Genomic DNA, 17432 nt, shown 5'->3' on the forward strand with positions numbered 1-17432 from the left:
GCGCAAGCCCGGCCGGGGCGGCGGAGGGCGAACCGAGACAGCGGCGTCAGCCTGGCCGGGCCGGCGGCGTGGGCCGGGCCAGGGCCGCGTAGCAGGGACGGCGTGTGGGCCGGTCTCGCGGCAGCCGCGGCAACGGCTCAGGTTTCGCGTTGGGGGTCGTACTCGTTTTCGGCCAGGCCGAAGGTCCAGGCCACGCCCTGCTTGGCACGCTGAATCCACGGGGGCACGCGCAGGAAGTAGGTGCGGCGGGTGCCGTCGGGCTCGGGCGTGGAGTTGACCACCTCCACCATGGTCAGCGGCTCGTCGCCCGGCAGATCGACTCGCCACAGCGTGCCGGTCTCGTCGGAGTGGATCCGCTTGGCGTCGGACTCGGCGAGATAGCGCTCGAAGCCGAAGTGTTCCAGCATGACGCGGCGCAGCTCGGCGTTGCGCTCGGCGCGGATGCGCTCGACCGTGAGATCGCTCATCACGGCGCCGAAGCCGGCCGGTACGGGCATGCCGTGCCAGGCGTGCAGGGCGAACCCGTCGGCGTAGGCCATGGCGGGCCCGTCGGCGCGGTGCAGCCGGCCGAGGTCGTCGAGGTGCAGCTCAACGGGACGCTCGGTGACGATGGCCACCCGCTCGTACGGCCACCACCACCCCGCCTGCTCGGCCACCCGCATGAGCCCGTCAAGATCCGGGATGTCGTCAAGGCCCGCAGGACCGCCACGCTCGTCGAGCCCGTCAGAGCCATCCCGGCCCTCTCCGGCGCCCGGCCCCGGCTCGCTAGGTCCGCCACGCTCATCCCGGCCACCGAGCCTGCTGAGCCCGTCGCGGCCAGCGAGCCCCTCACCACCATCCCGGCTGTCGCGGGTGCCCGGCCCGCCGAACCCGTCACCGCCATCTCGGTGGTCTCGGGCGCCCGGCCGGCCGAACCCGTCACCGCCGTTCCGGTGGTCTCGGACGCCCGGCTTGCCGAACCCATCACCCTCACTCGGATCGCCGGGACGAGCGAGCCCGGCGAGGCCGGCGAGGCCGTCGCGGCTCCCCTTACCGGCGCTTCCGTCAGGTGCGGCGAGGCCGTAACGAATGGCGTCGAGGGTGTCGAAGGTGAACAGCCACGGGGCGTCGTGCTGGCCGAGTACGGCGTCGAGGGTGGCCTCGCGGAGCACCGCGCCGACGTCGCGGCCGCCCCTGGACCGGTCGCTCGGCGTCTCCTGCGGGGCGCCCCGCTCCCCCACCGAGCTGGACGGGTCGTCACCCAGCCGGCCGATCGCTCGCCGAAGGTCGCTGATCAGGCGTTCGGCCTGCGGCCAGAGCCTGCCGCCCGTCTCGGCCCAGTGCTCGGCCCAGCCGACGGGCCCGAGCTCGGCGTACGCCGCCGCCCTGGCGCGCTCCCACGGCTTGGTGCGAAGGTCATCGCGCACCGAACGCCCGGGACCGGCGTCCCCGAGCAGGCCGGGCAGCTCCGGCGCCGGAAAGGCCCCCGCAGGACTTTCCGGCGCGAGCCCCGCCTCGGCCAGTGCCGCGCGCGCCTGCTCGTCACCCGTCAGCCAGGCCGCCACGACCGCTCCCGCCGCCGGAGACGGCAACATCAGGACCAGCTCGGGCTCGGGCAGGCCCGCCTCCTTGTACGCCTGGCGCACCGCCGCCTCGGCCCCCTCGCCGGGCCCGGTGGCCAGCGCGACCTGCTCCCATGTCGGCGTGGCCATCAGTCGGCCACCACCTGGTAGGAGCCCGGCACGTATTCGCGCTGCCTGACGACGCGGTACCAGCCCTTGGGCAGCACGATCGCCGCGTGCTCCTCGTGGACGAGCCGCCCTCCCTCCGGCAGGTGGAGGAAACCCTGAGACAGCGTGCCGGGCCCTGCGATGGCGTGCGCGTGTCCGGTGGCCTCGCCGTACGCCAGCACCATCCGCCCGCGCGCGTCACGCGGCTCGGGACGCAACGTGGTGGGCGCGGACTCCTCGGGAACGGGCACGAGCAGAATGTCGCCCTGTCGGTACATCGACCAACCTCCATCGATCGGGGGATGATCGAAAGCTAGCGACCGCCACCGACAAATCCGGGGCCCGAAAGCTCGGGTTCGGGCAAGGGCATCGGACCAGGGCTTGCGCGAGGGCTCAGGACGGCGGAAGGATCGGTGGCCGGGGGTAGCGCACGACGCAGGGGCAGCGCTCAGCGTGGAACCCACGGCGTGGGGCGGGGCAACCCCTCCTGCCAACGCGCGGCGCAGGAGCAGCGCACGGCGCGGGAATAGCGTGCGGCGCGGGAACAGCGCAGGCCGCAGCGGCGGCTCGCAGCCTCCGGGAGCCGATACACGCCGCAACCCCGGCCGACGGCCTCCCGCCGCAACCCCGGCCGACGGCCTCCGAGAACCAGTGCACCCCGTTGAGAGGTCAGCGCATCACGTACGGGCTCGTGCTCGACTCCCCCGCCTCGTTCGTGGCGGTGATCGGGACCCAAGGGGACGTGGGGACGAACGGCGCCCAGGCGGACTCCAGACGGGAAGTGCGGCCGTACCACTCCTGCTTCACCCGCGTCCCACCGAAATCCAGAGTGCCGCCGCGCAGGTTGTAGCCCTCGACCTGTACGCCGACCCGCCCGTTCAGCTCCTTCCTGTACGCCGCCACGATGATCGGCTGCCGCCACCCTGCCGCGATGTCGTCGGCCAGGGAGGGCGTGTCATGGCGAGCTTGGCAGGTGAAGAACGGGTCCCAACCGTACGAAATGATCTTCGAAGGATGCGGGCCCGCCGCCATGATCTGCTGGTCGAGCCGGGCCTTGGTGGTGCGCCCGCGCAGCGGCAGCGGGTCCACCCGGCCGCACTCCCCCGGGACGGGCGTGGGTTCGAAGCCTTCGATGTTCACCCACAGCTCGACCCCGTCGGGCACCCGCCGGGCGGCGGCCTCGACGTAGTCGGCGGTGGACCCGTAGTACGCCTCCGAGTTGGTCACCGCGCCGACGACCGGCTCGAGCCGGGCGGCAACGGCGGCGCCGGCCTCGTGCGGGCCGTGGACGGGCACCTTGCCGGTGCCGCGCCCGTCCTGGACGGCGATGGCCATGGGCAGCCCGGCCCGGGTGCCCGCGATGTCCTCGATGCCCGCAGGCACCTGCGACGGCGGGAACCCGCGCCCCCGTCGCGCGTCGATGTACGGGCTGACGACGATCTTCTTGCCCGGCAGGGCGTCGGCGACCACGGCGTGCTGGGCGGCGTACAGGGAGATGATCGGATCGCGCGCGGACCGGGCCCGCGCGGCCAGCTCGAACGACTGGTACACCCCACCGAACGCCGCCAGCGAGCCGAACCGCGCCCGGTAGTCGGCGAGCACCCGCGCGGTGAAGGCGTTGAGCGCGGCGGTGTGGGCGAGGTCGGGCTCCCACGGCTTGCCGGGGCGCTGGGGCGCGGCGGGCAGTCCGGGGAAGACGGTCATCCCGTACGCGGTCGCCTCCCGGATCAGATGACCGATCCCGTCACCGTCAGTCGAGACCAGCACCAGGTCGTGCTCGCGGGCGGCACACGACTCGGCCAGCGACAGGCGGTAGAAGACGCGCCCCTCGACCTCGACGCGCCGGTCGATCCCGGGGCAGCGCAGCATGCCGTCGCCGAACTCCTCGCTGGTGACGTACGTGTAGACGCGCCGCACCCGCGCGCCGGGCGGCTCGGCGCACGGCCGCCCGTCCACCTGGCAGGCGGCGAAGTCGGGGCCGGGACGGCCGGCCGCGAACCGGGGCCCGAACGTGATCAGGGTGTCGCCGCCGATGGAGTGGACGGCCTCGACCATGCGGCGGGCGACGCACGGGTCGGCGCGCGGGATCACCCAGTAGCCGGTCACCGCGTAGAGGGCGGGGACCCGCAGGTCGCGCGGCGGGCATCCGTCGTCCGTCGCCGGTGATTCGGTCTCGGGCACCACCAGGCTCGCCACGAAGGCGGCCGCCACCACCAGCCACAGGATCCGGTGCACCCACACCCCCTCACGCCCACTCCAGACTACGCAGCGGCCCCCGGATGCGGGCAGTCCCGGGCGATCATCGACAATGGCGGGCAGGGGGTGAGAACATCGTGCGCATCGATCTCACAGGCAAGACCGCCCTCGTGACCGGCTCGACCCAGGGCATCGGCGCCGCCATCGCCACCGGGCTCGCGCGGGCCGGGGCCCGGGTGGGGATCAACGGCCGCAGCGAGGGCTCGGTCACGGCGGCCATCGAACGCATCAACGGGGGACAGCAGTACGACCTGGTCGCCGCGCCCGGCGACGTCGCCACGGAGGAGGGCAGCGAGCAGGTCGTACGGACACTGCCGGACGTCGACATCCTCATCAACAACCTCGGCATCTTCGGCGCCAAGCCGCCGCTGGAGATCGACGACGCCGAGTGGCGGCGGTACTTCGAGGTCAACGTGCTGGCCGCGGTCCGGCTCACCCGGGCCTATCTGCCCGCGATGAAGGAGCGGGGCTGGGGCCGCATCCAGTACATCGCCAGCGACTCCGCCATCGTCATCCCGGCCGAGATGATCCATTACGGCATGTCGAAGACGGCGCTGCTGGCCGTCTCCCGCGGCTTCGCCAAGGAGGCGGCGGGCAGCGGCGTCACGGTCAACTCGGTCATCGCGGGCCCGACGCACACCGGCGGTGTGGCGGACTTCGTCTACCAGCTCGTGGACCGCGACCTGCCGTGGGAGGAGGCGCAGCGCGAGTTCATGCGGCTGCACCGGCCGCAGTCGCTGCTGCAGCGCCTGATCGAGCCTGAGGAGATCGCGAACCTGGTGGTCTATCTCAGTTCGCCGCTCGCCTCGGCCACGACGGGCGCGGCGGTGCGGGTGGACGGCGGCTACGTGGACTCGATCCTCCCGTAAGAGACTCCGCCCGCCCATAAGCGGCTGGGTCCCCGTGACGGGCTCGGGTCAGTACGACTGGAGCTCGATGAGGGTGCCCTCCGGGTCGCGCAGGTGCGCGGTGCGCAGCGTGGGCCCCCACGCGGGACGGTCCTGGGGCGGGGCGGCCATGGTGGCGCCGTGCCGTTCCAGGATCGCGGCCGCCTTCTCCACGTCGTCCACCTTCATGACCAGCATCGCCCGGTCCGCGCCGCCCTCCTGGGACGGCGACGCCGGAGGGATGCCGAGCTGGGCGTGGTCGAACAGGACCAGGCCGGCCTCTCCGGCGATGTCCCAGTTGGCGTAGCCGGGCAGCACCTTGACCGGCTCGACGCCGAGCAGGTCGCGCAGCACGCCCTGGTAGAAGGCGGGGCTCTTCGGGAAGTCGCGCACGAGGAGCCGGGGGTAGAGAGCGTCCATGGAAAGCCTCCAAGCCAAATAGTTGGTAATAACCAATTATTGGTAAGCACCATACACTTGGTCGTATGGATCTTCCGCCCACCCTCCTCGCGTTCCCGACCTTCGTGCTGCACAAGGTCGGCACGGGCAGCCGGCGGGCGCTGGCCGGGCGGCTGTCGGAGGAGGTGGGGCTGAGCCTGTGGGAGTTCGCGGTGCTGGCGGCGCTGGCCGATTTCGGTGCTGCGGCGCAGCGCGAGGTCGGCGATCGGCTGGGGCTCGACCCGAGTGACATGGTGCGGCTGATGGACGGGCTGATCGCGGCAGGGCTTGCGGTACGTGACCGCGACCCCGCCGATCGGCGCCGCTACCGCATCTCGCTCACCCCCGACGGGCAGGAGGCGCTGACCCGGGCCCGAGCGCTGGTGGCGGAGGTGGAACGCGAGACCCTGGCTCCGCTCACGGCCGAGGAGCGGGAGCTCCTGCACGAGCTGGTCACCAAGGTCTTCACCCGCTGACGCGGAGTGCACGCCCGGCGCGCCGAAGCGCCGCACGGGCTGAAACGGCGGACGGCCAAGGCGTCATGGGGCCCGAACACGACGGGCGGCCGCAGGTCCACCGAGTCAGCGTCGGTCCAGGCCGCTGAGCTGCCAGGCCAGGCGGCGGCGGACGGCGGGGACGCGGCCGGCGAGCGCGAGCACCGCGTTGCGCAGCGGGCGGGCCGCCGCGCGGGCCGTGGCCAGCGCGGTGAGCCGGGACGCGAGCCGCACGACCTTCTCGGCGACCGGCCGCCGACCGGCGGCGTACGCGTCGAGCAGCGCGTCGGGGCCGCCCTTGAGCACGTCGGAGAGCGTCTCGCCCAGGCGGACGGCGTCCTCGATGCCCAGGTTCATGCCCTGGCCTCCGGCGGGCGAGTGCACGTGGGCGGCGTCACCGGCGAGCAGCACCCGGCCGTGCCTGTAGCTGTCGGCGATGCGGTGGTGCACGCGGAAGCGCGAGCCCCAGATCACCTCTTCGACCACGGCGGGCTCGGCCTCGGGCCCGCGCGTGTCGAGCAGCCGCTGCACGAACGCGACGTCCGGCTCGCGCGGCGCCTCGTCCACGGTGGCGACGATCCGGTACATGCCGTCGGGCAGCGGCGCGACGACCACCAGGCCGTCGGGCGAGAAGTAGAGGATGACCTCGCCCTTCGGCACTCCGCCGCGCAGCCGCACGTCGGCGAGGACGAACGACTCCTCGTACGTGCCGCCGGTGAAGCCGATCCCGGCCTGCTCGCGGACGAGGCTGTGCATCCCGTCGGCGCCCACCAGGTAGGCGGCGCGCAGCACGGTCCCGTCGGCGAGGGTGGCGGTGACGCCGGTGGCGTCCTGGGCGACGGCGGTGACGCGGGCCGGCCGCAGCACCCGGCCGCCCAGCTCCTCCAGCCGGGCCAGCAGGTAAGCCTCGGTGTCGGCCTGGGAGATCATCAGCGTGTACGGGTACCGCGTGGGCAGCCCGTCGAAGGGCACCGGCACCAGCACCCTGTCGCGGTCGCGGATGGTGAAGCGCGGCGTGTGCACCCCGCGGGCGACCAGGTCGCCGGTGACCCCGTACGGCTCGAGCAGTTCCAGGGTGCGCGAGTGCACGACGGCGGCGCGCGAGGTGTTCGCGCCTTCGGCCTGGCCGTCCACGATGACGACGCGGTGACCGCGCCGGATCAGGACCAGGGCGGTGGTCAGCCCGACGGGGCCGGCTCCGACGACGATGACGTCCGTGGCGTTCATGTCTCCTCCTCAACTGTTGGCCAACATCCGTTGACCAACACACGTTGACATTAAGCCCGGCACCCCATGGACGTCAACACATGTTGGCCTACAGTTGTTGGCATGACGAGAAGATCCGGAGCCGCGACCAAGGCGGGCATCCTGGAGGCCGCGCGGGCCCGCTTCGCAGAAGACGGCTACGAACGGGCCACGATCAGGGCCGTCGCGGCCGACGCCGGCATCGACCCGGCCATGGTCATGCGCTACTTCGGCAGCAAGGAACGGCTGTTCGCGGCCGCCTGCGAGGTGGACCTCGGCCTGCCCGACCTGCGCGGCGCGCCGCGCGATGAGGTCGCGGCCGCGCTCGTGCGCCACTTCCTGTCGCACTGGGAGCCGGGCGAGAGCCTGCCGGTCCTGCTGCGCGCGGGAGTGACGAACGCCCAGGCGGAGGAGCGGCTGCGCGAGGTCTTCGCCGCCCAGGTCATGCCGGCGGTGGCGGCGCTGACCCCTGATCCCCGGCGGGCGGGGCTGATCTCGGCCCAGCTCCTCGGCATGGCCCTATGCCGATACATCCTGAAATTTCCCCCGTTGACCACGATGACCAGGGAGGAAATCGTCGCCGCGATAGCCCCCGCCGTTCACCGCTTCCTCGACCTTGACAATGAAGAGAAAACCTGAGTAACACCCGCAACAAATGCCACTACAGCGACCTTTGCAGGCCGAACCAGATCATGTATGAAGGGAGGGAAGCAGAGAGGACCGGGCACCGTGACGGTGATTCTCGACGGCGTCTCCGTGCGGTCGCGCGGGGAGATCCGGCTCGACGACGTCAATCTCGAATTATCCCCTGGAATGACGACCCTGATCGGCCCGATGACGGCGGGGAAAACGACGTTGATGCGGGTCGCCGCCGGATTGCAGACCCCCGATTCAGGCCGTGTGCTGGTGAACGGACAAGACGTCACCGGAATGTCGGTGCGAAAACGTTCGGTCGCCTTCGTCTATCAGCAATTCATCAATTATCCGTCGCTGACCGTCTACGAGAACATCGCATCCCCGCTCCGCCTCGACCCCCGTTTCCGCCGCGACGGCGTGGACCGCCGCGTACGCGAGGTGGCCGAGCTCATGGGCATCGCCGGCCTGCTCGGCCGCCGCCCCGCCGAGCTGTCGGGCGGCCAGCAGCAGCGCACCGCCATCGCCCGCGCGCTGGCCAGGCCCGTCGATCTGCTGCTGCTCGATGAGCCGCTCGCCAACCTCGACTTCAAGCTGCGCGAGCAATTACGAGCCGACCTGAAGAGCATGTTCGCCGGCTCACCCGGCGTCGTGCTCTACGCCACCTCCGACCCGGCCGAGGCGCTGATGTTCGCCGCGCCGACCGTGGTGCTCGGCGAGGGCCGGGTGCGGCACGTCGGCGACGTCGCCGGCATGTACGCCCGCCCGCCCACGCTGGCCGTGGCGACCACGCTCAGCGACCCGCCGCTCAACCTGCTGCCCGGCCTCGTCAGGGAGGGCAGGATCGAGGTGCTCGGCAGGTCGATCCCCGCGCCGGGAGCCCACGCCACAGCGCAGGAGGTCGTGCTCGGCGTACGCCCCCACCAGGTGACGATCGGCCACGGCCGTCCCGGCGCGCTCGAACTGCCCGCCGAGATCAGGCTCGCCGAGGTGACGGGCAGCGCGACGTTCCTGCACCTGCGCCTCCAGGACGGCCGTCACCTGGTCGCCCACCTGCCGGGCACCCGGCAGTACACGCCGGGCGAGCCCGCGCTCGCCTACGTCGATCCTGCCCACGTGCTCGTCTTCGACGCGGACGGCGGGCGGCTGCTCGGCACCGGGGCGGCGGAGGTGGGCCCGCATGGCTGACATCCGCCTTGAGGGCGTGGGCCACAGCTACGACGGCGGCAGGACGTGGGCGGTCAAGCCGATGACCTGGACGTGGCGCAGCTCGCGGGCGTACGCGCTGCTCGGCCCGAGCGGCTGCGGCAAGACGACGCTGCTGAACATCATCTCCGGCCTGATCACGCCCACCGTGGGCCGCGTCTACTTCGACGACCGAGACGTCACCGGCGTGCCCACGGCGGGCCGCGACATCGCGCAGGTCTTCCAGTTCCCCGTCCTGTACGAGGAGATGTCGGTCTACGACAACCTGGCCTTCCCGCTGCGCAACCGCAAGGTGCCGAAGCAGGAGGTGGACCGCAGGGTCCGGCAGGTCTCCCACCTGCTCGGTCTCGACCAGGTGCTCGGCCGCAGGTCGCGCCGGCTCGATCCGGGCCGCCAGCAGATCGTCAGCCTGGGCAGGGGCCTCGTACGCTCCCAGGTGGCCGCCGTCCTGCTGGACGAGCCGCTGACCGTGGTGGACCCGGCGCTGAAGTGGACGCTGCGCAGCAAGCTGAAGGAGATCCACCGCGACACCGGACACACGCTCATCTACGTCACCCACGACCAGACCGAGGCGCTGACGTTCGCCGATGAGGTCGTGGTGGTCAAGGACGGCGAGATCGTGCAGGCCGGCGAGCCCGCCGAGCTGTTCCTGTCGCCCGCGCACGAGTTCGTCGGCCACTTCATCGGCTCCCCCGGCATGAACGTGGTGCCCGGCGAGGTCGTCAGCGGCGTCGTCCGCGTCGGCGGCACCGACGTGGGCAGGGCGGGCGGCGGCCTGCCTCCCGGGCCGGTGCGGATCGGGGTGCGGCCGGAGTTCGTCGAGATCGCCAAGGCCGGCGAGTTCCGCGTCTTCCCCGGCCTGCCCGCCCGGGTGACCGGGGTGGACCGCATGGGCGCCTACGACCTGGTCCACACCGAGGCCGGCGGGCACAAGGTGATCGCCAAGACCGAGGCCGGCGCGCCCTACCGGCCGGGCGACGGCGCGTACCTGCACTTCCCGGCCGAGCGCACGTTCCTGTTCAGGGACGAGGTGCGTTGCGGCTCGCTCGCGCCCATGAACGGAAGGGGCCGCGCGTGATCGAGCAACCCGCGACTGACACCACGGACACCACGGACGCGACGGACGCCACGGACGCCACGGACGCAGCCGACGAGCCCCGCGTCACCCCCAAGCGCCGCGACAACCGGGCCTGGTGGCTGGTGCTGCCGGTGGTGGTGTCGGTGGCGTTCACGGCGGTGATCCCGCTGATGACCGTGGTCAACTACTCCGTCCAGGACGTCTTCGGCCCGCACGAGCGGGTGTTCGTCGGCCTGGAGTGGTTCCGGTCGATCTCGCGCGACCCGGAGGTGCGCGGGGCGCTGCTGCGCACGCTGCTGTTCTCCGCGCAGGTGCTGCTGCTGGAGATCCCGCTCGGCGTGGCGCTGGCCGTGGTGATGCCGCGCAGGGGCGTGTGGGTCTCGGTGGCGCTGGTGCTGGTCGCGCTGCCGCTGCTCATCCCCTGGAACGTGGTGGGCACGATCTGGCAGATCTTCGCCCGCGGCGACATCGGCCTGGGCGGCTGGGCGGTCAACAACGTGCTGGGCGCCGACTTCAACTACACGCTCGACGCCACCGACGCCTGGATCACGGTGCTGGTCATGGACGTGTGGCACTGGACGCCGCTGGTGGCGCTGCTCGCGTACGCGGGACTGCGCTCGATCCCCGAGCCGTACTTCCAGGCCGCGCAGATCGACGCCGCCTCGCCGTGGGCCACGTTCCGTCACGTGCAGCTCCCCCGCCTGCGCGGGGTGCTGACGATCGCGATCCTGCTCAGGTTCATGGACAGCTTCATGATCTACACCGAGCCGTTCGTGGTGACCGGCGGCGGCCCCGGCAACGCCACCTCGTTCCTCAGCATCCTGCTGTCGAAGATCGCGGTCGGCCAGTTCGACCTGGCAGGCGGGCGCGTTCTCGCTGCTCTATTTCCTCATCGTGCAGGTGTTCTGCTACGTCTTCTTCACCGTGCTCACCAGGTCGGGGAGGTGAGGGTGATGGCTCGCACCACCGGCCGGCGGCTCCCCTGGGCGCGCACGGTCTTCTGGCTGTACGTGGCCACGCTGATGCTGCCGCTGCTGTGGATGTTCGGCATGTCGATCAGGCCCAACGAGGACATCCTCGGCAGTTTCTCGCTCATTCCGCAGCGGGTGACGTTCGACAATTACGCGGCTTTCTTCAGCGACCCCGCGTGGTATTCGAGTTATCTCAATTCCATCATCTACACCTCGATGAACGCGGTGCTGTCGCTGGTGATCGCGCTGCCCGCGGCGTACGCTTTCTCGCGTTTCCGGTTCGCCGGCGACAGACATCTGTTCTTCTGGCTGCTGACCAATCGCATGGCGCCGCCGGCGGTGTTCCTGCTGCCGTTCTTCCAGATCTATCAGAGCGTCGGCCTGTTCGACACGCATCTCGGCGTGGCCATCGCGCACATGCTGTTCAACGTCCCGCTCGCGGTGTGGATCCTGGAGGGATTCATGTCCGCGATTCCGCGGGAAATCGACGAGACCGCGGCCGTGGACGGCTATTCGCTGCCGCGCTTCTTCATCAAGATCTTCCTGCCGATGATCCGGTCGGCCATCGGCGTCACGCTGTTCTTCTGCTTCATGTTCAGCTGGGTCGAGCTGCTGATCGCCAGGACGATCACCTCGGTCGACGCCAAGCCCATCGCGGCGACGATGACGCGCACGGTGAGCGCGGCCGGCGTGGACTGGGCACTGCTGGCGACGGCCGGCGTGCTCACCATCGTCCCCGGCGCGGTCGTCATCTGGTTCGTGCGCAACTACATCGCCAAGGGCTTCGCGCTGGGGAGGGTCTAGATGTTCGAGTGGATGGTCTGGACCGTCCCGACCGCCCTGGTCTTCGCCGGGCTCGCCCTGCTGCTGGTGATCATGGCGATCTGGGCGCGCATCTCCCCTCCCGTGGCACGGCGAGGCTTCCTGCGCATCGAGACCGATCGCGGTGACCGGCTCTACATCGGCCTGATCAGCGCCGCCGTCGTGCTGGCCGGCTGGATCGCGATCACCGACCTGTCCATGTGGCTCGCGCTCGGCTGCGCGCTGCTCGTGGCGGTCGTGATCGGCATATGGGGATGACAGAAGAGGAGCCGAACGATGAGGCATCGGGCAGGCAGATCCGCGGTCGCGGCCCTCACCGCGATGGTGGTGATGACGGCCGGCTGCACGCAGAGCGCCGAGCGGCCGGCGACCGACTACACGGAGGCGGAGGGCAGGGCGGCGGCCGAGCGCTGGGTGTCGCAGGAGTTCACCCCGAGCACGCTGACCAAGGAGCAGCAGCTCGCCGAGATGGACTGGTTCATCAAGGCGGCGGCGCCGTACCGGGGGATGCAGATCAACGTGGTCTCCGAGACCATCACCACCCACGAGTACGAGTCGCGCACGCTGGCCAAGGCGTTCACCGAGATCACCGGCATCCGGATCAAGCACGACCTGATCCAGGAGGGCGACGTCGTCGAGAAGCTGCAGACCCAGATCCAGGGCGAGCAGAACATCTACGACGCCTACGTCAACGACTCCGACCTGATCGGCACCCACTCGCGCGGCGACTACGTGGTGCCGCTGTCGGACTACATGGCCGGCGAGGGCAGAGCCGTCACCTCCCCCACGCTCGACCTCGACGACTTCATCGGCATCAGCTTCACGACCGGCCCGGACAAGAAGATCTACCAGCTTCCCGACCAGCAGTTCGCCAACCTCTACTGGTTCCGCTACGACTGGTTCACCGACCCGGAGATCAAGAAGCAGTTCAAGGACGCCTACGGCTACGACCTCGGCGTGCCGGTCAACTGGGCGGCGTACGAGGACATCGCCGACTTCTTCACCAACAAGGTCAACGGCAACGGCACCATCGACGGCAAGAAGGTCTACGGCCACATGGACTACGGCCGCAAGGACCCGTCGCTGGGCTGGCGCTTCACCGACGCCTGGCTGTCGATGGCGGGCAACGGCGACCCCGGCATCCCCAACGGCCTGCCGGTGGACGAGTGGGGCATCCGGGTGGAGAACTGCCGCCCGGTCGGCTCCTCGGTCACCCGGGGCGGCGACACCAACGGCCCCGCCGCCGTCTACGCGCTCACCAAGTACGTGGACTGGCTGAAGAAGTACGCCCCGCCCGAGGCCGCCGGCATGAACTTCAGCGAGGCGGGCCCGGTGCCGGCCCAGGGCCACATCGCCCAGCAGATCTTCTGGTACACCTCGTTCACCGCCGACATGACCAAGCCGGGCCTGCCGGTGGTCAACGAGGACGGCACGCCCAAGTGGCGGATCGCGCCCAGCCCGCACGGCGCGTACTGGAAGGAAGGGCACAAGCTGGGCTACCAGGACGCCGGCTCCTGGACGCTGCTGAAGAGCACCCCGCAGGACCGCCGCGCCGCCGCCTGGCTGTACGCGCAGTTCGTCACGTCGAAGACGGTGTCGCTGAAGAAGTCGATCGTCGGCCTGACGTTCATCCGCGAGTCCGACATCAAGAGCGACTACTTCGCCGAGAACGCGAAGAAGTACGGCGGCCTCATCGAGTTCTACGGCTCGCCGGCCCGCGTGCAGTGGACGCCGACCGGCACGAACGTGCCCGACTACCCCAAGCTGGCCCAGCTGTGGTGGCAGAACGTCGCCACCGCGGTGACCGGCGAGACCACGCCGCAGCAGTCGATGGACAACCTGGCCAGGCAGCAGGACGAGATCCTGTCCCGGCTTGAGCGGCTCTCGCGCGAGCGGCAGGGCTACGGCGGCCAGTGCGCGCCCAAGCTGAACCCCGAGCGGCCCGCCCAGTACTGGCTCGACCAGCCGGGCGCGCCCGTGCCGAAGCTGGCCGACGAACGGGGCAAGCCGCAGACGGTGGACTACGACAAGCTCATCGCGACGTGGAAGCAGGGGAACTAGCGAGGTTCGCGGCCAGCCAGGCGAAGGCCCGCTCCTGCATGGGCACGTCGAAGCAGTGCGACACGTCGGCGAAGACGGCCTCGTACGCGCCGGACGCCTCGCGGTAGCGCTCGCCGATGATGGCGTGCGCCCGCCGGATGCCCTCATCGGGGAAGAGGCGGTCGCGGGTGGCGTACTGGACCATGAGCGGCGCGGGTGCGCGGGCGGCCACCAGGTCGGGGTAGTCGCCCAGGCGCGGCAGGCCGGGCGGCCACAGCATCCAGGTGTGCAGCTCGACGTGCCCGCCGAGCATGTCGCGGTAGGAGGAGGCCATGGCGGCCACCACGACCGCGCGCATCTCCGGGTCGAACGCGCCGAGCAGCGCGGCCCGCAGCCCGCCGCCCGACAGCCCCACGCAGCCGACCTCGGCCACGTCGGGGCGCGAGCGCAGGTAGGCCGCCGCCGCGAGGTCCTCACCCGCGACGACGCCCGCGAACGAGGTGCCGAGCGCGGCGCAGTGCTTGGCCACGACGTGCTCGTGGTCGCGGGCGGCCAGGTCGTACCTGTCGGCCTCGCTCAGCCCCTCCCGCTCGGGGAGCTCCAGCGGGAAGCGGCGGCTGCCCCACACGAACACGTCGTGCGCGAGCACCACGAAGCCGCGCCTGGCGAGCTCGTTGGCGAAGGCCCGGCCGCCGTAGAGCTCGTCGCGCAGCCGGCGCACCTCGGGGCTGGGCTCCCCGGGGCCGTCGGCGATCTTCTCCTTGCCCGCCCACTTCATGCCGGCGTGGCAGTGCAGCGCCACGACACCGGGCAGCGGGCCGCCCGCCGCGCGCGGGCGCAGCAGGTACGCCCGCGTGCGCGGCCCGAAGCCCACCGACCAGGACAGCTCCTCGCCGTACAGGTCGCCGTCGGTCCAGGAGCGCTCCACCCGGACGTCGTCCGCGCTCAGGTCGAGCACGCCGATGGCGTCGCGGGCCCGCGCGCGCAGCTCGGGCCCCGGCAGGGTGGGATAGAGCCCGAGCTGCGCGGCGGCGATGGGGGCGAGCTCAGAGAACACGGGTCCCGTCGTCGCCGAGCAGGACCGGGGCGCCGGTCCTGGCGGAGACGTTGGCGGCGTGACCGGTGAGCACGCTGCGGATGCCGTCGCGGTAACCCGCCTGGCGGGCCAGCGGGTCGTCGCCGGGACCGCGGAAGACGTCGTTCAGCAGCAGGCGGTCGCCGCCGCCGTGCCCGCCCGCGCCCTGCTCGATCGGGATCTCCTCCGGCGGGCTCCAGTGGCGGCGCAGCAGCAGCCGCTCGGAGGACCCGGTGGCGTGTTCCTTGGAGGCGGCGCTCGGGTCGATGGCGGCGTGGACGGGCGTCCACTCCCGCTCCACCACGTCCAGCTCCACCGGCCGGCCGTGCCGTTGAAGGCGACCCGGTAGCCCTCCCACGGAGCGTGGGCGTGCAGCGAGTACGTCATCACGGCCTGGTTGGTGTAGCGGACCATGACCGACATGTTGTCGTCGATCGTGATGCCCTCGCCGAAGACGTCCTGGTCGCGCAGGTAGCCGTCCTCGTGCTCGGCGTCCAGGTAGAGCCGCTTGAGCCGCTCGTCGGCGGAGATGTCGAGCAGCCACGGGTCGCTGCCGAGACCCGGCGCGCCGTGCGCGCGCTCGGGCCGCTCGCCGAGCCCGCGCTTCCTGGCGTTCTCGGCACCGTAGAAGCGCAGGCCGGTCTGCGCGAAGACCATCTCGGGCGCCGCGTCCAGCCACCAGTTGACCAGGTCGAAGTGGTGGGTGGACTTGTGCACGAGCAGGCCGCCGGAATTGGCCCTGTCGCGGTGCCAGCGGCGGAAGTAGTCGGCGCCGTGGATGGTGTCGAGCGTCCACTCGAAGTGCACCGACGTCACCTCGCCGATCGCGCCCTCCTTCAGCAGGCGGCGCACCGCGGAGTTGCGCGGCGAGTACCGGTAGTTGAAGGTGACGATCAGCTTGCCGCTGCTGCGCTCCGCCGCCGCGGCGATGGCCGCGCAGCCGTCGGCGTCGATCGTGAGCGGCTTCTCCACGATGACGTCGCGGCCCGCGTCGAGCGCCGCGCACACGTACTTCGCGTGCGTGGCGTCGACGGTGGTGACGATGACCGCGTCGGCGAGCTCGAGCACCTTGTCGAACTCATCGGGGGCGAAGCACGGCACCTTCTGGCCGATCCGCTCGACGTAGTAGTCCATGCGGGTCCGGTTGGTGTCGCACAGGGCGACGATGGTGCCGGCGTCGCGCCAATCTCCGAGCAGCGCGTCGACGTACATCTGCGCGCGGTGCCCGAGCCCGACGAACGCGTACTTCATGACTCTCCTTAGCCTGCGATGGAGGCGTTGGCCTCCGTGATGAACTTCTGCGCAGCGTCATCGGGGGTCATGCGACCGAACATGACCTCCTCCGAGTAGCGCGTCAGGATGTCCTCCATGGCGCTCGCGCCCTTCGGCGGAGCGGCCGGCGGGTCGGTCAGCTCGCCCTTGGCCTCGTCGAGGAAGGCGAGCGTCTTCTTGTCCGCCTCGGGCAGCTTGTCCTTGACCGCGGCCAGCACCTTCGAGCTGGCCGGCAGGCCACGGTCGCTGAGGATGATCTCGCCCGCCTCCGGGTCGTTGATCATGAAGTCGATGAACTTGGCCGCCTCTTCGGGGTGCTCGGACTTCGACGAGGCCGCGTAGAACATGGCGGGCTGCAGGAACATGCCGCCGGTCGGGGCGCCCTCCAGCTTCGGCATCCGCAGCAGCTCCAGCTCCTGGCCGGACGCCTTGGTCGCCGCGCCGAGCTGGTTGCTCCACCACATGCCCATCGCGCCGGTGTTGGTGCCGAGCAGCGACTGGTCGATGCTGGTGGCGCCGATCTCGGAGCTCTTGGCGGGCTCGGGGGCGCCCTTGGTCGAGATCAGGTCCTGCATGATCTTCCACCAGTCCTTGATGGTCTGGGGAGACAGGCCGAGCTTGTTGCCCTGGTAGAACTCCTCACCCTTCTGCGCGGCGTAGATCTGCAGGTACGCGGGGTTCCAGCTCAGCTGCGTACCGATGATCTTGCCGCCGCTGCCCTCGGTGATCTTGGCGGACAGGTCGATGAAGTCCTGCCAGGTCCACTTGGTGTCGTCGGGCATCTCGGCCTTGGCCTGCTTGACCAGGGCCGGGTTGACCAGCAGGGAGAAGGCGTTGACGCCCGTGGGGATGGCGAACTGCTTTCCGTCGATGGCACCCGTGGCCAGCACCTTGGCGTCGATGTCGGCCGTGTTGACCTTGCTGGAGAGATCGGCGAGGGTGCCGCGGTCGGCGTACTCGCGCAGGCCGCGGATCTCCAGGCTGATGACGTCGGGGGCGTCGCTGCCGGCGACCTTGGTGGACAGCGTCTCGTAGTAGGAGGCCCAGTCGGAGAACTCGCCTTCGACGTCGATGTTCGGGTTCTTGGCCTCGAACCTCTTGATCGCCTCTTCGGTCATCTTCTGCCGCGCGTCACTGCCCCAGTAGGAGAAGCGCAGCTTGACCTTGCCATCGGCGGACTCGCCACCGCCGCTTCCGCCGCCGCAGGCCGCGGTGACCGCCAGCACAGCGGTGGCGAGCAGCGCCGCCGACCACATCTTCTTGCCAGAGCTCACGGCTCTACCTCCTATGGGTGTTCGCTGTTGAG

15 protein-coding genes and 2 pseudogenes are annotated in these 17432 nt (G+C 70.9%); 9 read left to right on the forward strand and 8 right to left on the reverse strand.

All coding sequences use genetic code 11. The features are described from left to right. Positions 1-137 precede the first annotated feature (137 nt). The 3 genes from WBK31_RS29055 to WBK31_RS29065 all read right to left on the reverse strand — a co-directional run bounded on the left by WBK31_RS29055 (position 138) and on the right by WBK31_RS29065 (position 3944). Complete coding sequence (locus tag WBK31_RS29055; RefSeq protein ID WP_406673473.1) at positions 138-1691, reverse strand: DUF6745 domain-containing protein; 1554 nt, start codon at positions 1689-1691, stop codon at positions 138-140. Continuing rightward, positions 1691-1987: a hypothetical protein gene (locus WBK31_RS29060; RefSeq protein WP_364060658.1), complete on the reverse strand. Its 297-nt coding sequence runs from the start codon at positions 1985-1987 to the stop codon at positions 1691-1693. The genes WBK31_RS29055 and WBK31_RS29060 overlap by 1 nt, the downstream gene beginning before the upstream one ends. A gap of 391 nt (positions 1988-2378) precedes the next feature. Continuing rightward, a complete protein-coding gene (locus WBK31_RS29065; RefSeq protein WP_406673474.1) occupies positions 2379-3944 on the reverse strand; it encodes a DUF4434 domain-containing protein in 1566 nt (521 codons plus the stop codon). Positions 3945-4042: 98 nt separating this feature from the next. Here WBK31_RS29065 and WBK31_RS29070 point away from each other — a divergent pair, with 98 nt between their 5' ends. Further along, positions 4043-4834, forward strand: coding sequence for an SDR family oxidoreductase (locus WBK31_RS29070; protein WP_364060652.1), 792 nt, complete (start codon positions 4043-4045; stop codon positions 4832-4834). A gap of 48 nt (positions 4835-4882) precedes the next feature. Here WBK31_RS29070 and WBK31_RS29075 read toward each other — a convergent pair whose 3' ends face one another. Continuing rightward, positions 4883-5272, reverse strand: a complete 390-nt coding sequence (locus tag WBK31_RS29075) for a VOC family protein (RefSeq protein ID WP_406673475.1) — start codon at positions 5270-5272, stop codon at positions 4883-4885. Positions 5273-5337: 65 nt separating this feature from the next. Between WBK31_RS29075 and WBK31_RS29080 the strand changes: the two genes are divergently transcribed. Then, positions 5338-5766 carry a MarR family winged helix-turn-helix transcriptional regulator gene (locus WBK31_RS29080; RefSeq protein WP_364060646.1) on the forward strand — a complete coding sequence of 143 codons (429 nt, stop codon included), beginning with the start codon at positions 5338-5340 and terminating at the stop codon, positions 5764-5766. A 105-nt stretch (positions 5767-5871) separates the two neighbouring features. Here WBK31_RS29080 and WBK31_RS29085 read toward each other — a convergent pair whose 3' ends face one another. Continuing rightward, on the reverse strand, positions 5872-7011 hold the full coding sequence (locus WBK31_RS29085) for an FAD-dependent oxidoreductase (protein ID WP_406673476.1): 1140 nt from the start codon (positions 7009-7011) through the stop codon (positions 5872-5874). Between the two features lie 102 nt (positions 7012-7113). Here WBK31_RS29085 and WBK31_RS29090 point away from each other — a divergent pair, with 102 nt between their 5' ends. The 7 genes and pseudogenes from WBK31_RS29090 to WBK31_RS29120 all read left to right on the forward strand — a co-directional run bounded on the left by WBK31_RS29090 (position 7114) and on the right by WBK31_RS29120 (position 13800). Further along, positions 7114-7668: a TetR family transcriptional regulator gene (locus tag WBK31_RS29090; RefSeq protein ID WP_378786692.1), complete on the forward strand. Its 555-nt coding sequence runs from the start codon at positions 7114-7116 to the stop codon at positions 7666-7668. Positions 7669-7758: 90 nt separating this feature from the next. After that, positions 7759-8850 carry an ABC transporter ATP-binding protein gene (locus tag WBK31_RS29095; RefSeq protein WP_406673477.1) on the forward strand — a complete coding sequence of 364 codons (1092 nt, stop codon included), beginning with the start codon at positions 7759-7761 and terminating at the stop codon, positions 8848-8850. After that, positions 8843-9946: an ABC transporter ATP-binding protein gene (locus WBK31_RS29100; protein WP_378786689.1), complete on the forward strand. Its 1104-nt coding sequence runs from the start codon at positions 8843-8845 to the stop codon at positions 9944-9946. Before WBK31_RS29095 ends, WBK31_RS29100 begins: the two co-directional genes overlap by 8 nt. A gap of 170 nt (positions 9947-10116) precedes the next feature. Further along, positions 10117-10815, forward strand: a pseudogene (locus WBK31_RS29105) (carbohydrate ABC transporter permease); the annotation flags it as partial. A 195-nt stretch (positions 10816-11010) separates the two neighbouring features. Beyond that, positions 11011-11721, forward strand: a pseudogene (locus tag WBK31_RS29110) (carbohydrate ABC transporter permease); the annotation flags it as partial. Further along, a complete protein-coding gene (locus WBK31_RS29115; RefSeq protein WP_364060625.1) occupies positions 11722-11997 on the forward strand; it encodes a DUF2160 family membrane protein in 276 nt (91 codons plus the stop codon). Positions 11998-12015: 18 nt separating this feature from the next. Beyond that, positions 12016-13800, forward strand: coding sequence for an ABC transporter substrate-binding protein (locus WBK31_RS29120; RefSeq protein WP_406673478.1), 1785 nt, complete (start codon positions 12016-12018; stop codon positions 13798-13800). On the opposite strand, the gene WBK31_RS29125 is transcribed toward WBK31_RS29120, so the two are convergent. From WBK31_RS29125 to WBK31_RS29135, 3 genes are all read right to left on the reverse strand, one after another. Next, on the reverse strand, positions 13772-14836 hold the full coding sequence (locus WBK31_RS29125; protein ID WP_406673479.1) for a dienelactone hydrolase family protein: 1065 nt from the start codon (positions 14834-14836) through the stop codon (positions 13772-13774). The two genes, WBK31_RS29120 and WBK31_RS29125, sit on opposite strands and share 29 nt — an antisense overlap. Before the next feature lie 144 nt (positions 14837-14980). Beyond that, entirely contained in the window at positions 14981-16105 is a 1125-nt protein-coding gene (locus WBK31_RS29130) for a Gfo/Idh/MocA family protein (RefSeq protein WP_406673480.1), read from the reverse strand. Positions 16106-16113: 8 nt separating this feature from the next. Next, positions 16114-17400: an extracellular solute-binding protein gene (locus WBK31_RS29135; protein ID WP_364060612.1), complete on the reverse strand. Its 1287-nt coding sequence runs from the start codon at positions 17398-17400 to the stop codon at positions 16114-16116. Positions 17401-17432: the final 32 nt, after the last annotated feature.

Origin of the sequence: Nonomuraea sp. N2-4H, assembly GCF_045291505.1 — a bacterium.
In the GTDB taxonomy this organism is placed as follows: Bacteria; Actinomycetota; Actinomycetes; order Streptosporangiales; family Streptosporangiaceae; genus Nonomuraea; species Nonomuraea fastidiosa.

What these genes read in the sequence shown, in the direction of transcription:
- WBK31_RS29080 (WP_364060646.1), top strand. Translation starts at nt 5,338, where the DNA reads ATGGATCTTCCGCCCACCCTCCTCGCGTTCCCGACCTTCGTGCTGCAC.
- WBK31_RS29130 (WP_406673480.1), bottom strand. Translation starts at nt 16,105, where the DNA reads ATGAAGTACGCGTTCGTCGGGCTCGGGCACCGCGCGCAGATGTACGTC.
- WBK31_RS29115 (WP_364060625.1), top strand. Translation starts at nt 11,722, where the DNA reads ATGTTCGAGTGGATGGTCTGGACCGTCCCGACCGCCCTGGTCTTCGCC.
- WBK31_RS29085 (WP_406673476.1), bottom strand. Translation starts at nt 7,011, where the DNA reads ATGAACGCCACGGACGTCATCGTCGTCGGAGCCGGCCCCGTCGGGCTG.
- WBK31_RS29060 (WP_364060658.1), bottom strand. Translation starts at nt 1,987, where the DNA reads ATGTACCGACAGGGCGACATTCTGCTCGTGCCCGTTCCCGAGGAGTCC.
- WBK31_RS29120 (WP_406673478.1), top strand. Translation starts at nt 12,016, where the DNA reads ATGAGGCATCGGGCAGGCAGATCCGCGGTCGCGGCCCTCACCGCGATG.
- WBK31_RS29100 (WP_378786689.1), top strand. Translation starts at nt 8,843, where the DNA reads ATGGCTGACATCCGCCTTGAGGGCGTGGGCCACAGCTACGACGGCGGC.
- WBK31_RS29055 (WP_406673473.1), bottom strand. Translation starts at nt 1,691, where the DNA reads ATGGCCACGCCGACATGGGAGCAGGTCGCGCTGGCCACCGGGCCCGGC.
- WBK31_RS29090 (WP_378786692.1), top strand. Translation starts at nt 7,114, where the DNA reads ATGACGAGAAGATCCGGAGCCGCGACCAAGGCGGGCATCCTGGAGGCC.
- WBK31_RS29075 (WP_406673475.1), bottom strand. Translation starts at nt 5,272, where the DNA reads ATGGACGCTCTCTACCCCCGGCTCCTCGTGCGCGACTTCCCGAAGAGC.